Genomic DNA, 14,757 nt, shown 5'->3' with positions numbered 1-14,757 from the left:
TAGGTTGGGTACAGCCTCACCTGACCGGGGAGCTCTATCTAATCAAACAGAGCAGATGGAGAGATACAAGGTTGGGTTAGTCGCACTTTGGCAGGATGTTGGAATTTATATCTGATCTGTCTGTGCGACGTAACCCAACAGAGGCAGTCACCGAAGCGGAGGTAATGATGCATGGTAGGTATCTGAAGGTGCCTTGTATTAGTGGAGGATGGCAGGACTCACTTTGAGCCAGAGAGTCGCTCGGCATCATGGTGTTCAGGCGGTGGGGAGTCTCGAAGGCTGAGTGGGGCTCTGTAAAGTCATTTGTTCTTTTTTGTTTTTGATTTAAAGGTGATATGGCCTTTTTTATTTGAAAATAAGATTAATTGGGTTTGTGTATTCTTATTAAATAGAGAAATTAATTATTAGGTCGTCGCTAGAATGGTAAAAAAATTCTTATAGAAAGGTGAGGCCATGAATCTTACTACCGAGCTGACACTCGAGCAGTATCGCGACATTATCCGAAACAACTATCTGGCAGATGAAGCCAAGGCGATGCATGCGCTGATGGATGACGCCCGATTGTCTTCTGATGACCGAGCTGCGATCTCATCCCGTGCGGCGGATTTGGTACGCAAGGTTCGTAACGAAAGCTCACCGTCTATGATGGAAAAATTCCTTGCTGAATACGGTCTGACGACCAAAGAAGGCGTGGCACTGATGTGCCTGGCCGAAGCACTGCTGCGTGTGCCGGACTCCATCACGATTGATGCCCTGATTGAAGATAAAGTGGCGCACGGCAACTGGCGCAGTCATCTGGGTCAGGCGAACTCATCTCTGGTGAACTCGTCAACCTGGGCGTTGATGTTGACCGGTAAAATGATTGCGCCGGAAGAAGATCAGAAAAAAGGTGTGACGAAAACACTGCGCTCAATGGTTAAGCGACTGGGTGAACCTGTGGTACGTACCGCAGTGGGTCAGGCGATGAAAGAGCTGGGCCGTCAGTTTGTACTGGGTCGTACGATTGAAGAGGCGACCAAGCGCGCCAGCAAGTACGAAGCTCAGGGCTATTCCTACTCATACGATATGCTGGGTGAAGCGGCGCGTACCGATGCGGATGCGCTGCGCTATCACGCTGCATACGCTAAAGCGATTAACGAACTGTCTGCGGCCTGCACGCACTCTGATATCCGGATGAATCCGGGCATCTCCGTTAAATTGTCTGCACTGCATGCGCGCTATGAATTTGGTCAGCGTGACCGTGTGATGAAAGAGCTGGTGGAACGCACGCGTTCACTGGCATTGCAGGCAAAACAAGCCAACATGGGCTTCAACATCGACGCGGAAGAAGCCGATCGTCTGGATCTGTCTCTGGATGTGATCGAAGCCGTTTTGTCTGATCCGGCACTCGAAGGCTGGGAAGGGTTTGGCATCGTTGTGCAGGCATTTGGCCCGCGTGCGTCCCATGTGCTGAACTGGCTGTATGTATTGGCGACCAATCTGGATCGCAAGATCATGGTGCGTCTGGTTAAAGGCGCCTACTGGGATGCCGAGATCAAACGTGCACAGGTTTTGGGGCTGAACGGTTTCCCGGTCTATACCCGTAAAGTGAACAGTGATGTGTCTTACATGTGCTGTGCTGAAAAACTGCTGGGCATGACTGATCGTATCTATCCTCAGTTTGCGACACACAACGCACACTCCGTCGCGTCTATTTTGCATATGGCCCGTGATATGGGCTCTGAGCAGTACGAATTTCAGCGTCTGCACGGCATGGGCGAATCCCTGCACGATACTGTGTTGAAAAACAGCAACACCCGTTGCCGTATCTATGCACCGGTGGGTGCGCATCAGGATCTGCTGGCGTACCTGGTACGTCGTTTGTTGGAAAACGGCGCTAACAGCTCCTTTGTAAACCAGATTGTAGACACCAGCATCCAGCCGGAAGAGATCGCACGTGACCCGTTTGATGCGGTGAGAGCACAAGGTGATCAGGTATCCAGCACCATGATTGCACGTCCTGCGGACCTGTACGGCGAAGGCCGTGTGAATGCACGTGGCTGGGATATTACCGATCCGGTCGCGATGGAACTGCTGGAAGCTGAGCGTTTTGGTTTCCTTGAGCATCAGTGGCAGGCGCAGCCGATGGTGGCGGGTAAAGCGATCAGCGAACCCGGTGATCGTAATCAGATCAATGTCACTAATCCGGCAGCACCGGATGATCTGGTGGGGTATGTGATTGAAGCGTCTGCGGACGATATCGAAGAGGCCATCATCGCGGCGCAGAACGGATTTACAACCTGGTCAGCAACACCGGCGGCACAGCGTGCGGAGTGTCTGCGCAAAGTGGCTGATCTGTTTGAAGAACACGCGGCAGAACTGTTCAGCCTGACCACCCGTGAAGCGGGTAAGAGCATGCTGGATGCAGTGGGTGAATTGCGTGAAGCGGTGGATTTTGCCCGGTTCTACGCCACTGAAGCGCTGCGCAATGAACACAGCGGTGAAGCGCGGGGTGTGATCACCTGTATCTCTCCGTGGAACTTCCCACTGGCTATTTTCTCTGGTCAGGTACTGGCGGCATTGGCCGCGGGTAATACGGTATTGGCTAAACCGGCGGATCAGACTGCTTTGATCGCCGCGCGTGCGGTTGAGTTGATGCGCGAAGCGGGTATCCCCGCGGATGCGTTGCAGCTGCTGCCGGGCAGTGGTGTGAATGTGGGTGCACCGCTGACCTCTGATGCACGTATTGCTGGTGTATGTTTCACCGGATCGACGGCGACGGCTCAGCGCATCAACAAAGTAATGGCTGAGAAGGTTGCTCCGGATGCACCGCTGGTGGCAGAAACGGGTGGTCTGAACGCCATGATCGTTGACTCCACGGCGCTGCCCGAGCAGGTGGTACGTGATGTATTAGCGTCTGCGTTCCAGAGTGCCGGTCAGCGTTGTTCTGCACTGCGTATGTTGTACCTGCAGGAAGATATCGCCGATCACGTACTGGAGATGTTGTTCGGTGCGATGGATGAGCTGCGTATTGGTAATCCCTGGGCACTGAGCACCGATATTGGTCCGGTGATCGATACCTTGGCGAAATCCCGTATCGAAGAGCATTGCGAAACTTTCCGTCAGAAAGGCCGTGTTCTGAAATCGCTGTCGATCCCGCAGGATGGTCTGTTTGTCGCGCCAACCGTGATCAAGTTGGAAGGCATTGCAGAGCTGGATCAGGAGATCTTTGGTCCGATTCTGCATGTGGCGACGTTCTCAGCCGATCAGATCGATTCAGTGGTAGATGATATCAATGCACAGGGATATGGTCTGACCTTTGGCCTGCACACCCGTGTTGATACCCGCGTTGCCCGTATCTGTGAGCGCATCAGTGTCGGTAACATCTACGTTAACCGTAACCAGATCGGTGCGGTTGTGGGCTCCCAGCCATTCGGCGGTGAAGGTTTGTCCGGTACCGGGCCGAAAGCAGGTGGTCCGCACTATGTGAAACGGTTTATGACCAATGCGCAGGCTGGAGTTGAGCCATCATTGGGTGCAGGCGTTGATACTGCGGCATTGCAGTCGGCGATTGATCAGCTGAACAACTCTGCACAGTCTAAAGCATGGGCAGAGGATGCAGATCGTCACACCAAACTGGTCGGTTTGCTGGGTGATGTCGGTGCTGAAATCACTGTTTTGGGTGGTGAGGCAGAAGCGATGCCAGGGCCAACCGGTGAGTTGAACCTATTATCTGATATATCTCGCGGTGTTGTGCTTTGTCTTGGACCGGATAAAGACACCGCGTTGCAGCAAGCCGCGGTTGCGCTGGCACAAGGTAACGCCGTGGTACTGGTTGCACCAGGTGTTGAAAATTGGGCGCGCAACGCGGGCGAAGTTGGTTTGCCGGTGGTTGCCGTTGAAGGGCTGGTGGTGCCAAGTGCGCTGACCACAGCGAAAGGTTTCGCGGCGGTCACCAGTAATGCGGATATCAGCACCCTGCGTGTTTACCGTCAGGCATTGGCAGTACGTGACGGTGTGCTGTTGCCACTGATCACCGAAGTAAATGCACCGGAACGTTTTGTGATGGAACGACACTTGTGTGTCGACACCACTGCTGCTGGCGGTAACGCCAGTTTGATTGCTGCGTCGGAGTAATCTGCTCACACGATTAAGTCACTTGTTTGAGCTTCTCCACGCTCTCACTCCGCCGGATCTGGCCTGATCCGGCGTTTTTCTGCCTCCGCTCTGGGGGCTTTTTTTGTCAAAAATTCAGGTTCTCAGTTAAATAAGTCCGGGGTAATGGGTTGTGTGCTGATGCCGATGTTGTCGATATACACGTGAGAGTCTATGGACGGAATAAACTTATCGATATTGCTGCCTCCATGCCAAATGTCAAAAAACAGACTGTTTATGCCGTCTTCACCTGACTGGCTCCAGATCCGGTCAGTCAAATTAAGCACTTCCTCGCCATTTATAGTGGTGACAAGTTCGCCATCAGCAACATTTGGGGTGTTCATCTTTACCCGCTGGGATATCTGAATAACTTCTCCTGGCTGGAAAACAACCGGATCGCCGTTGGTTGTCTTCAGGTCAACATCTTCCCCGGCTTTGCCGTCTTCTTTTCGCTGATCGTAGATGTACTGTACCGCTTTGCCGTCCTCTCTCGTCATTGTCCTGAGGCTGAATCCGCCATCAATGCCGATATCGTTGAGACCGGTAGGGTTGTTATCACCTACCTTCGCGCCGAGGCCGGGACCTTTGATTCCTGCAGTCCACTGCATGCCTTCTGCGTAGGTTATTTCGTAATAGAAATAAAGCTCTTGTTGATCATCGAAGCGGCTATACCACTGAATCCCGTTTTTAACGGAGCCTGCTTCCAGTGTTACCTTTAACTTTTGGTTGTCACCAATGCTGACGACCTCTGCTGCGCCAAAGATATTGGTGGAATCAGCATTGGGTCCCGCATCTTGCTTTAGTTGATCGACACTGTATGCCCCAAGTGTGTGGTTCTCGTAATTGATTTTCAGAATAAAACGATCGTTTAGTCCTGAAAGTAGTGATGTCGTTAAAGTTTGGGCTTCAGTCACAGAATCAGTGTCCTGAGAAATAGAATCTACAACCTGTTTTGCCGCGCTGAGAAACTCCTTATCTGCGACTTTGTCTGAGCTCCTGTTGGTGAAATCGGTGGCGGCCGCCGTTTTATTGATCACGATACTATTGTCGGCCCCGTTACCTTCTTTAGCTGCATTGAGCACGGCGAGTACAAGCATATCCGGAGTTACAGGGCCATCCCCATCCAACTCTGAAGACCAGTACGCCAAGCCCTCACTATCAGGATCGCGGGCTAGCATGTTTTGGTAGACTTTTGTGACCAGCTCGGCAGAGGACAAACCGCCGTATATAGACGTATATTCGTCCTGTTGGGTAAATGCTGCACGGGTGTTTTCCAACACCATCGTGCCTGCTTCGATTTCGTCGGCCCAATATTTCAAGCCAGTGGCATCGGCTGAACGTCCTAATATACCGACATATAATTCTTGTACGGAGTTTTCAATTTCTGTGCGTGTCAATGTAGCGTGCTCCTCTGGCGGCAACGAAGTGTGTGTCGTTGATGTGAAATCCGGTTTCTAACAGCCATCCGGTAAAACGGACGATAGTACCGCGCTAGTAATGTATCGCTGACCTTGCTTTTCGTCCAGTTTGAAACCGGTGTTTTTTGGCTGCTTATGCTGTGCCAGTTCCAGCACTGGGATAGGGTGGAAAGAAATAAAGCTGAGAGGTCTGACTTCCATGACGTCAATCTGTATCTATTTGATTCAACTGAATAAGAAGATCCCTCAATTGACACTATGGGTGTGCCCACGTATGGTTCGCCACAGATCAGGTCACTTTGTGTTTCTTAGCAAAGTGTTAAATGGGAAGTCGGTGCTATTCAGCAGATCTGAATACATCCCGACACTGCCCCCGCAACGGTAGATCGGTTAAGTCGTTTCACACGCCACTGTGTCGTATGTACATGGGAAGGCGAAACGATGGAGCATTTGCTCACCGATGAGTCCGGATACCAGCCGATCAACAATGTTCAAAGGTGTTGCGGAGGGCTTCACCGAGCGTCAGTGCAGTAATGTACCTTTGCTTATCCTCCCCAACTCCGCCTGTATTATGGATTTCAGACGGAGCAAAACTCGTGTTTAAAAAGCTTTCCCTATCTCTGGTTGCGACCAGTGTATTGTTGTCGACGTCGGCTCAGGCGCATTTTCAGATGGTGTATACGCCGGATTTGTTGTTGGATCGTGGCGGTGAAATCACCCTTAAAACCCCTTTTACCCATCCGGCCGCGAGCGGACATGTCATGTCTGTTGAAAAGCCCGAACAGTTTTTCCATGTGCGCAAAGACAAAAAAACGGATCTGTTGCCCAGCTTGAAACCGATCAACTGGACCAGCGCAGAGAATACCGGTCCGGCGTATGAAGCGGATGTGCGTCTGCGGGGGTTGGGCGATAACCTGTTTGTCTACAAAACCGCGCCTTATATGGAAGAAGCGGAAGATATCTATATCCAGCAGATCACCAAAACCATCGTCAATGTGGGCAGCCTGCCAACGGGCTGGAATGATGATCTGGGACTGGAAGCGGAGATTGTACCGCTGACTAAGCCCTATGCGATTTACGCAGGTGGTTCGTTTACGGGTGTGGTGAAAAGTGAGGGCCAACCGGTTCCGTTTGCTGAGATCGAAGTTGAGTATGTCAACTACCAGCCGGATATGAATGCCAACGCGTTTGGTCAGGCTTCTTCAATCACGCCTCCGGCCGATGCGTTTATCACCATGACGATGTTCGCCGATGCGAACGGTACTTTTACCTTTGCATTGCCAAAAGCGGGCCAGTGGGGTTTCTGTGCGTTGGGTGTGGGGCCAAAAAAAGAGCATAACGGCAAAACGTTATCGCAGGATGCGGTGATCTGGGTTCAGGCCCATCCTGTTAAATAGAGGCAACACCCATGCACATTGTTGATGGAGCACTGGCTGGACCTGTATTGGCTGTTGGCGCTGCGCTGGCTGCCGCGGGTGTCGCTTATGGTCTGAAAAAAATGGATTACGACCATCTGCCTCAGGTGGGTGTGCTGTCTGCGGCCTTTTTTGTCGCCTCCTATATTCACCTGCCGATAGGTTTTTCCAGCGTTCATCTGATTCTGAATGGCCTGATTGGTCTGGCGTTAGGCTGGGCTGCGTTTCCCGCCTTACTGGTGGCGCTGATTCTGCAGGCGGTGTTCTTCGGTTTTGGTGGTTTTCTCGTGTTAGGCGTGAACACCTTCAACATCGCACTGCCTGCGGTGCTGATGTATTACGTCTGTCGTCATGGGATTACCGCGTCATCGCCCAGGATCGCCGGTATCTGGGGAGCGATTGGTGGCGCGGGGGCGGTCACATTAACCACCTTGATGGTGGCGGGTTCCCTGGCGTTGTCGGGTGAAGCCTTCTGGTTAGCCGCAAAAGCCACACTGATCGCCCACATTCCGGTGATGGTGGTGGAAGGTTTTGTGACTGCGGCCGCGGTGTTGCTGATTCGACAGGTCAAACCGGAGTTCCTGAATATCCCGGAGGAGTGGCAGGATGCTTAAGTCCTTATGGCGTATCGCGTTTGTCAGTCTGCTGAGTGTGAATGTGGCGTTGGCCCACAATGTTGTCGGTGGCGTGTACGCGATTGGAACGACCATTGAAGGTGAAGCGGGTTTCTCTAACGGGGATATGGCGCAAGCGGGGACACCGGTGCTGATCACTGATGCTGCTGGTCAGGCGATTGCTGAAGTGCTTACCGATGAGGAAGGGTTCTTTGTTTTCGAAGCGACTCAGCGCATCGATCATCACTTTAAACTGGATATGAGTTCCGGGCATGTGCTGGAGATGATTTTGCCAGCGGAAGAGTTGCCTGCGTCTTTGCCCGGCGGCACATCGATCGCTTCAGCGCCGTCCAATCTGACAACGACAGCATCGGTCAGCGGTGTGGATACGGTGGTCCTTCAGCAGATGATTGAACAGGCGGTCGCGAAGCAGGTTAAACCGCTCCGTAAAGAGCTGGCAGCCTATAAAGAAAAGGCCGGATTGCAGGACCTGTTGGGAGGGATCGGTTACATCTTCGGTTTGGTCGGATTAGGCATTTGGTTGCGTCAACGTAAACAAGATAAGCAGCAGGACAAGGCCCGTGCCTCAGTTTCTTGAACACAGCGGCACCAGCTGGAAAGGTCAGCGACTGAAGCATGAGCAGTCGCTGATAGATAGCCTCGATCCACGGTTGCGGGTAGTTGCGGCGTTTCTGTTTGCGCTGGTGGTTGTGTCATCGGAACAGTTTTTAGTGCTGCTGATTGGTCTGGCGACATCGTTGTTGCTGGCACGATTGGCGAAGCTGAACTTCAAGCGGACCCTGCGTCGGGTGATCGCGATGGACATGTTTATGATCTTTCTGATCATCATGCTGCCATTCACCACGCCGGGTGAAGTGTTGTTCAGTGTGGCGGGGCTACCTGCCAGCAAAGAGGGTTTGTTGCACGCGTCTAAAATTGCCCTGAAAGCCAATGCGGTCGTGCTCTGCTTGTTATCTGTGGTGGGCACGATGAGTGCGACTACGTTGGGTTATTCCATGGCGCGTTTGCGGGTGCCGGATAAACTGGTCCATCTCTTGTTGTTTACGGTGCGTTATCTGGATGTGATCGGCCAGGAGTACAAACGCATGCGTCGGGCGATGCAGGCGCGGGCGTTTGTATTGCGCACGGACCGCCATACGTGGCGTTCTATCGGTTATTTGATCGGCATGTTGCTGGTGCATTCGCTGGAGCGCTCCGAGCGTATTGCGGATGCAATGAAATGCCGCGGTTATAACGGCCGTTTTTACCTGATGGATGAGATGGTTCTTGCCCGACAGGACTACACTTTTATGGTGATGGGTGCATTGTTTCTGGCGGCCCTGACAGGACTGAATTTTTTATGACGGCCTTAATTGAAACCCGTGATCTGTTTTACCGCTATCCACGCCGCGGCGTGGTATTGGACAAGGTCGATTTTAGTTTGTATCCCGGTGAACGGGTCGCGCTAACCGGCGCTAACGGTGCAGGAAAAACGACATTTCTGCACCTGCTGGTGGGCCTTAAAAAAGCCAAAGGCGGCGAAATTCATGCATTTGGTCAGCTGCGCAAAGAAGAGAAAGACTTTGTTGAAGTGCGCGCAAAAGCGGGTTTTTTGTTTCAGGACCCGGACGACCAGCTCTTCTGCCCAACGGTGTTGGAAGATGTGGCCTTTGGTCCGCTGAATCTGGGTAGGTCCCGAACCGAGGCGATCAGCATTGCCCGGGATACTTTGGCTTCGCTGGGTATGGAGGGGTTTGAAGATCGCATCACCCATCAACTGTCGGGTGGCGAAAAGCGCATGATCACCCTGGCGGCGGTGTTGGCCATGGACCCGGACGTGCTTTTGTTAGATGAGCCGAGCAATGCACTGGATCGGGATGCGCGTCAGCGGTTGCTGGATACACTGCAAGCCTTGCCACACGCGATGATTATTATCTCACACGATGATGATTTTCTGGCGCAGCTATCGACTCGGCGTGTGTGCTTGGTCGATGCGCAGTTGATCGAAGAAACGGAGGCAACGGTAGCCGTCTGACGCGGTTACCCGGAGATTCTATGGGAATGTTTGCGCCACTCAGTAACAGCACATTTCGTTGGCTCTTCCTCAGTCAGCTGGTTTCCCTGTTGGGGACCGGCCTGACCACGGTAGCGCTGGCGTTGCTGGCCTATGATCTGAGTCCGGGGCAGGCCGGTGCTGTGTTGGGCAGTGCCTTGGCAATCAAGATGGTGGCGTATCTGGGTGTTGCTCCGGTGATTGGCGGTTATGTCAGCCGTTTGCCACGTAAATTCTGGTTGGCCGGTCTGAACGTTGGTCGTGCGTTCTTAGTCGCGTTATTGCCGTTTGTGGGTGAGATCTGGCAGCTATTTGTATTGATCTTCCTGCTGAATACATTGGCGGCGGGGTATACCCCGGTCTATCAGGCGCTGTTGCCTGATATCCTGCCGGAAGAGGAAACTTACACCCAGGCATTGTCGCTTTCTCGTCTGGCGATGGAGATGGAAGCCTTGTTCAGTCCGATGCTGGCAGCTCTGCTGTTGTGGGTTGCCTCGTATGATCTGTTGTTTGGGCTTAACGCGGTGGCGTTTGTACTGGCGACCGGATGTGTGATGGTGACGGTGATCCCAAAGGCTGCGATCAGCGAGCGTAGCGGGGGTGTTTGGCACCACGTGAGCTTTGGAATAAAGAGTTATCTGAAAACCCCGCGTTTACGGGGTGTTTTGCTGCTCAATCTGGCGCTGTCTGCTGCGGGTGCGATGATCATCGTGAATACGGTGGTGTATGTGCGCAGTGAACTGGGATTGGGCGAAGAACAGGTGCCGTTGTTGATGGCCGCTGCCGGTGCCGGGTCGATGGCGGCCGCCGTTGTATTGTCTAAATTGTTGGAATACTGGCACGACCGTTCGGTGATGCTGAGTGGTGGTGTGCTGTTTGCGCTGGCGTTATTCAGTGGTCTGCTCGAACCTGGGTATCTGGGATTGTTCCCGATCTGGTGTGTCATTGGTTTGGCAACCTCTTTGGTGCTGATTCCCACCGGGCGAGTGGTGCGAGATTCCTGCAATGCGGGAGATCGCAACGATTACTTCTCGGCTAACTTCGCCCTGACCCACGGCATGTGGCTGATGGGTTATCTGTTGGCGGGTTGGCTGGGAAGTCTGGTCAGTATGAGCATGACATTCTTGATGCTGGGTATGGTGGCGCTGCTTGCAACGTTGCTGGCGTATCGCGTCTGGCGGCCTGAGGATCAGAATGAGCTCTGGCATGAACACGATGCGATGGAACACTTGCATCCCCATGTGCATGACGAACACCATCAGCACGATCATCAGGGATGGGAAGGCCCGGAGCCACACGTGCATCCGCATTACCACAAGAAACTTCGCCATCGTCACCCGTTTGTGATCGATGAACACCACGTCCACTGGCCTAAGCAGTGATGGTGTTAATGCGTGATGGAATCACCTATTGATGGAGCCAACTACAGGAGTCCAATGCCGAATGTCTGAACGTCATTTTCCCTTCAGTGCGGTCGCAGGGCAGGCACAGTTTAAGCTGGCGCTGATTCTGGCGGCGATCAATCCATCCATTGGCGGGGTCGTGATCAGTGGACCACGTGGTTGTGCGAAATCGACGCTGGCGCGTGGGCTGGCAGACCTGTTGCCGTCTGATACGGATAGTTCCCGTCATGCGTTTGTGACGTTGCCGTTGGGTGCCAGTGAAGAGATGTTGCTGGGCACACTGGATCTGCAAAAGGTGCTGGACGATCAGACCGTAGCATTTCGTCCCGGCCTGTTGAGCAAAGCCCATGGTGGTGTGCTCTACGTGGATGAGGTGAACCTGCTGGCGGATCATCTGGTGGATCAGCTGTTGGATGTCGCCGCGAGTGGCATCAACCGCATAGAACGGGACGGTATCAGTCACAGCCACCCCGCACAGTTTCTGCTGATTGGTACGATGAATCCGGATGAGGGCGAGTTGCGGCCCCAACTGCATGATCGTTTTGGTCTCTGTGTTGAATTGAGTAATCAGTATTCTGCGTTAGAACGAGTGGAGATCGTTCGGTCCCGTGAAGCATTTGATCGTGACCCTCAAGCGTTCTGTGTTGAATTTGCTGAGCAGCAAGGGCAATTATTGGATGCGATCCATCAGGCACGTCTGAATTTACCGGTAATCCAGTGTGATGACGCTTTGCGTCTGACCATTGCTGAGCGGTGTAACCACGCTCAGGTAGACGGTTTGCGTGCGGACATTGTGTGGTATCGCGCCGCGTTAGCTCACGCGGCTTGGTGTCGTCGTACGGATGTGACGTTGGAAGACCTTGATGCGGTTGAGCATCTGGTATTGGCGCACCGTCGGAAAACATCGGCACCGAACCCGCCACAACAGCCTGATCAATCACCACCACCGTCGTCTGGGGGCTTTAAGCGTCCGGATGATCGTCACCGCCAGTCTGATCAGGATAGACAAGAGAGCCGTGCAGATTCAGATCAAAGTGACTGGGGTAGCATGGCCCCTCAGCAGCAACGCACGGCGTCAGATCTGCCTGTATTAACGCTAAATTTTGATGGTCAGATTCATCCCGTGACAACGGCGGCCACGGCACTGGCCGGTCAAAAGAAAGGTATCGATGCGGGTGACCGTCATCGTGGTAAGGCAACAAATCAAAAGCCAAACTGGTTTAGTACCTTGGTGGCCAATAGCGGTATCTGGCCACCGGAAAAGCTGCGATTTCAGCGCCAGAAACAAGGGCTGTCTGTATTGCATCTGGTCCTGCTGGATACCTCTGCATCGACCTTGGGGCAAGGCCCTGAATCGGTGGGTAAAGCGGCATTGCTGCAAATATCCGAACAGGCGTATCTACAGCGTGAACAACTGTCGGTGTTCGGCTTTGGTAACAACGCCGTCGAGAACCTGTTACCCCGTGTGCGGGCTCCCAAAGAACTGCGCAACTGGTTGGATAACCTGCCGGTGGGTGGCGGCACGCCTATGCGTGATGCGTTGGAACAGGCGATGCAGTACCTGAAAACCTTGCAGCGACAGACGCCTGCATTGCAGCTTCGCACCTATATTTTGACTGACGGGCGCAGCAGTGCACAGCTCAATGATCTGACGTTGCCGGGTGAAACGGTGTGGATCGATATTGAACAGGTGGCGGTGAAACGTGGTCGTGGCCCGCAACTGGCGGCGCAACTGGGCGCTACGTATCTGCCACTTCCGGCGTACTCCTAATTTAAGGATCTCATTACATGAAAACTCATCAGGAGCGCATGGCGCGCAAAAAAGAAGTGATCGATGCGCGTATCGCCAAAGCGACCGAAGAACGTGGTGTGCTGATCCTGCTAAAGGGCAACGGAAAAGGCAAAAGCAGCTCTGCCTTTGGCACGATGGCGCGGGCTGTGGGGCATGGTCAGCGTGCGGCCGTGGTGCAGTTCAGTAAAGGACGGCTGGAAACCGGTGAGTTCAAGCTGTTTAAAGACCATCCGCAGATCGATTGGTATGTGATGGGGCACGGCTTTACCTGGGAAACGCAGGACAAAGAGCGTGATATCGAAGCGGCAGAGCAGGCGTGGGCCAAGGCTGAGCAGCTGTTACAGGACGAGCAGTATGACATCCTGATCTTCGATGAAATGAGCTACATGTTTAAGTACAAGTATCTGGAATTAGCGCCGGTGTTAACTGCATTGCAGGCACGACCAGAGAAACAGAACGTGATGATTACCGGCCGAGTGATGCCGGAAGGTCTGGAAGAGATCGCAGATACGATCAGCAGCATCCGCGATGAGCGCCATGCTTTCCGTCTCGGCGTTAAAGCACAGGAAGGGATTGAGTACTGATGACTGCGATCTCTAGTGTTAAAACTGCATCTTGTCCTGCACTGTTTTTAGCTGCGCCCAGTTCGGGGGCGGGTAAAACCACCATTACGGCGGCGCTGGCACGTTATTTTCGTCTGCAAGGCAAAGTGGTACGGGTATTCAAAACCGGCCCGGATTATCTGGATCCACAAATTCTGGCACAAGCATCCGGTCAGGATGTGGAGCAGCTGGATATGTGGATGGCCGGTGAAGCTTATTGCCAGCAGAAGTTATATGAAGCTGCGCTGGAAGCCGACCTGATTCTGGTCGAAGGTGTAATGGGGATGTTTGATGGCGAGCCATCCAGTGCTGATCTGGCGGCGCGTTACAACATTCCACTGGCGATTGTGATGGATGTAAAAGGGATGGCGCAAACGGCGGGAGCTATCGCCGTTGGCTTAGCCAATTACCGTGACGATGTCACCGTAGCGGGGCTGATCGCTAATAGCTGCGGGACTGAACGTCATGCAGAACTGATCCGAGAAGCATTGCCCGAATCGCTGCCGCTGCTGGCAACCTTACCCCGTGATCCTGACGTTGCATTACCTGAGCGTCATCTGGGTTTGGTGCAGGCCGCTGAAGTGCGTGATGAGCTGGAAACACGTTTTAACGCCGGCGCTGAATGGATCGCCGGAAATCGGATCACCGAGTTGCCTGCAAGCGTTGAATTTAAAAGCGCAGATATCGACACTGTAGAACCGTTGTTGGCAGGTAAACGGATCGGGATCGCTAAAGATGCCGCGTTCAGCTTTATTTACGACGCCAACCTGCGTCTGTTGAATGCCTTGGGTGCTGATTACTGCTTCTTCTCACCACTGAACGACTCTGAACTGCCGGATGTGGACGCGCTTTGGCTGCCGGGCGGATACCCGGAGCTGCATGCGGCCCAGCTGGGTACCAATCAGTCAATACAACAGGCGATCCGTGAGTTTCATCAATCGGGCAAACCGGTGTTGGCGGAGTGTGGTGGTTTCCTCTACAGCCTGGAAACCCTCACTGATCTGGACGAGCAGCAGTATCCGATGACGGGTTTGATGACCGGTCATGGGGCGATGCGCGGTAAACGCGGGTGTCAGGGGATGCAGACGGCTGCGTTGCCGGAAGGGGACGTGCGTGCTCATGCCCATCACCGTTCACGCGCGTTTGATACCGAAGCCCCGATTGCTCATGGGCGTCGTCAGCGCCACCCGGCTCCGGGTGAGCCGATCTTCCGTGAGGGCAGTTTGACGGCCAGTTATCTGCATCTGTTTTTCCCATCGAACCCGGCTGCAATTGCCGCAATCTTCAGTGGCCACTTTGAACATACAGAAGGCACTGTAGGTTAAA

Annotated in this window: 12 protein-coding genes and 1 riboswitch; of the genes, 10 read left to right on the top strand and 2 right to left on the bottom strand. The window is 53.4% G+C overall.

Annotated features, from left to right (window positions below):
• Window positions 1–453: 453 nt before the first annotated feature.
• Window positions 454–4,116 carry a bifunctional proline dehydrogenase/L-glutamate gamma-semialdehyde dehydrogenase PutA gene (gene putA / locus IOQ59_RS20565; RefSeq protein ID WP_193955354.1) on the top strand — a complete coding sequence of 1,221 codons (3,663 nt, stop codon included), beginning with the start codon at window positions 454–456 and terminating at the stop codon, window positions 4,114–4,116.
• Window positions 4,117–4,238: 122 nt separating this feature from the next.
• Here the strand turns inward: putA and IOQ59_RS20560 are convergent, their stop codons facing one another.
• Together IOQ59_RS20560 and IOQ59_RS20555 are read right to left on the bottom strand one after the other, a co-directional pair.
• Window positions 4,239–5,531 carry a polysaccharide lyase gene (locus IOQ59_RS20560; RefSeq protein WP_193955353.1) on the bottom strand — a complete coding sequence of 431 codons (1,293 nt, stop codon included), beginning with the start codon at window positions 5,529–5,531 and terminating at the stop codon, window positions 4,239–4,241.
• Window positions 5,532–5,588: 57 nt separating this feature from the next.
• Window positions 5,589–5,753, bottom strand: a complete 165-nt coding sequence (locus IOQ59_RS20555; protein WP_193955352.1) for a hypothetical protein — start codon at window positions 5,751–5,753, stop codon at window positions 5,589–5,591.
• Window positions 5,754–5,825: 72 nt separating this feature from the next.
• A riboswitch (cobalamin riboswitch) is annotated at window positions 5,826–6,048 on the top strand.
• A gap of 100 nt (window positions 6,049–6,148) precedes the next feature.
• On the opposite strand from IOQ59_RS20555, the gene IOQ59_RS20550 reads away from it, so the two are divergent.
• The 9 genes from IOQ59_RS20550 to IOQ59_RS20510 all read left to right on the top strand — a co-directional run bounded on the left by IOQ59_RS20550 (window position 6,149) and on the right by IOQ59_RS20510 (window position 14,756).
• Window positions 6,149–6,949 carry a DUF4198 domain-containing protein gene (locus IOQ59_RS20550; protein ID WP_371871904.1) on the top strand — a complete coding sequence of 267 codons (801 nt, stop codon included), beginning with the start codon at window positions 6,149–6,151 and terminating at the stop codon, window positions 6,947–6,949.
• Window positions 6,950–6,960: 11 nt separating this feature from the next.
• A complete protein-coding gene (gene cbiM / locus IOQ59_RS20545; RefSeq protein WP_193955350.1) occupies window positions 6,961–7,581 on the top strand; it encodes a cobalt transporter CbiM in 621 nt (206 codons plus the stop codon).
• Window positions 7,574–8,179, top strand: coding sequence for a NikL family nickel/cobalt ECF transporter subunit (locus IOQ59_RS20540; protein ID WP_193955349.1), 606 nt, complete (start codon window positions 7,574–7,576; stop codon window positions 8,177–8,179). Before cbiM ends, IOQ59_RS20540 begins: the two co-directional genes overlap by 8 nt.
• Entirely contained in the window at window positions 8,163–8,945 is a 783-nt protein-coding gene (gene cbiQ, locus IOQ59_RS20535) for a cobalt ECF transporter T component CbiQ (protein ID WP_193955348.1), read from the top strand. The genes IOQ59_RS20540 and cbiQ overlap by 17 nt, the downstream gene beginning before the upstream one ends.
• The gene (locus IOQ59_RS20530) at window positions 8,942–9,616 is read left to right on the top strand and encodes an energy-coupling factor ABC transporter ATP-binding protein (RefSeq protein ID WP_193955347.1); all 675 of its coding nucleotides are present in this window, start codon (window positions 8,942–8,944) and stop codon (window positions 9,614–9,616) included. The genes cbiQ and IOQ59_RS20530 overlap by 4 nt, the downstream gene beginning before the upstream one ends.
• A gap of 20 nt (window positions 9,617–9,636) precedes the next feature.
• Window positions 9,637–11,016, top strand: a complete 1,380-nt coding sequence (locus IOQ59_RS20525) for an MFS transporter (protein ID WP_228051061.1) — start codon at window positions 9,637–9,639, stop codon at window positions 11,014–11,016.
• A gap of 61 nt (window positions 11,017–11,077) precedes the next feature.
• Window positions 11,078–12,808 carry an ATP-binding protein gene (locus IOQ59_RS20520; RefSeq protein ID WP_193955346.1) on the top strand — a complete coding sequence of 577 codons (1,731 nt, stop codon included), beginning with the start codon at window positions 11,078–11,080 and terminating at the stop codon, window positions 12,806–12,808.
• 17 nt (window positions 12,809–12,825) lie between these two features.
• Window positions 12,826–13,413 (top strand): cob(I)yrinic acid a,c-diamide adenosyltransferase, encoded by a 588-nt coding sequence (gene cobO, locus IOQ59_RS20515; protein WP_193955345.1) that lies wholly within the window; start codon window positions 12,826–12,828, stop codon window positions 13,411–13,413.
• Entirely contained in the window at window positions 13,413–14,756 is a 1,344-nt protein-coding gene (locus IOQ59_RS20510) for a cobyrinic acid a,c-diamide synthase CobB (RefSeq protein ID WP_193955344.1), read from the top strand. The genes cobO and IOQ59_RS20510 overlap by 1 nt, the downstream gene beginning before the upstream one ends.
• Window position 14,757: the final 1 nt, after the last annotated feature.

Origin of the sequence: Pontibacterium sinense (assembly GCF_015209595.1) — a bacterium.
GTDB classification, from domain to species: domain Bacteria; phylum Pseudomonadota; class Gammaproteobacteria; order Pseudomonadales; family Balneatricaceae; genus Pontibacterium; species Pontibacterium sinense.
The sequence above is the reverse complement of the archived record's forward strand: the minus strand, read 5'-3'. Positions and strand labels throughout refer to the sequence as shown.

Bases quoted from the DNA above. Each gene is read 5' to 3' on its own strand.
- putA (WP_193955354.1), top strand. From the start codon at position 454: ATGAATCTTACTACCGAGCTGACACTCGAGCAGTATCGCGACATTATC.
- IOQ59_RS20555 (WP_193955352.1), bottom strand. From the start codon at position 5,753: ATGGAAGTCAGACCTCTCAGCTTTATTTCTTTCCACCCTATCCCAGTG.
- cbiM (WP_193955350.1), top strand. From the start codon at position 6,961: ATGCACATTGTTGATGGAGCACTGGCTGGACCTGTATTGGCTGTTGGC.
- IOQ59_RS20540 (WP_193955349.1), top strand. From the start codon at position 7,574: ATGCTTAAGTCCTTATGGCGTATCGCGTTTGTCAGTCTGCTGAGTGTG.
- IOQ59_RS20530 (WP_193955347.1), top strand. From the start codon at position 8,942: ATGACGGCCTTAATTGAAACCCGTGATCTGTTTTACCGCTATCCACGC.
- IOQ59_RS20525 (WP_228051061.1), top strand. From the start codon at position 9,637: ATGGGAATGTTTGCGCCACTCAGTAACAGCACATTTCGTTGGCTCTTC.
- IOQ59_RS20520 (WP_193955346.1), top strand. From the start codon at position 11,078: ATGTCTGAACGTCATTTTCCCTTCAGTGCGGTCGCAGGGCAGGCACAG.
- cobO (WP_193955345.1), top strand. From the start codon at position 12,826: ATGAAAACTCATCAGGAGCGCATGGCGCGCAAAAAAGAAGTGATCGAT.
- IOQ59_RS20510 (WP_193955344.1), top strand. From the start codon at position 13,413: ATGACTGCGATCTCTAGTGTTAAAACTGCATCTTGTCCTGCACTGTTT.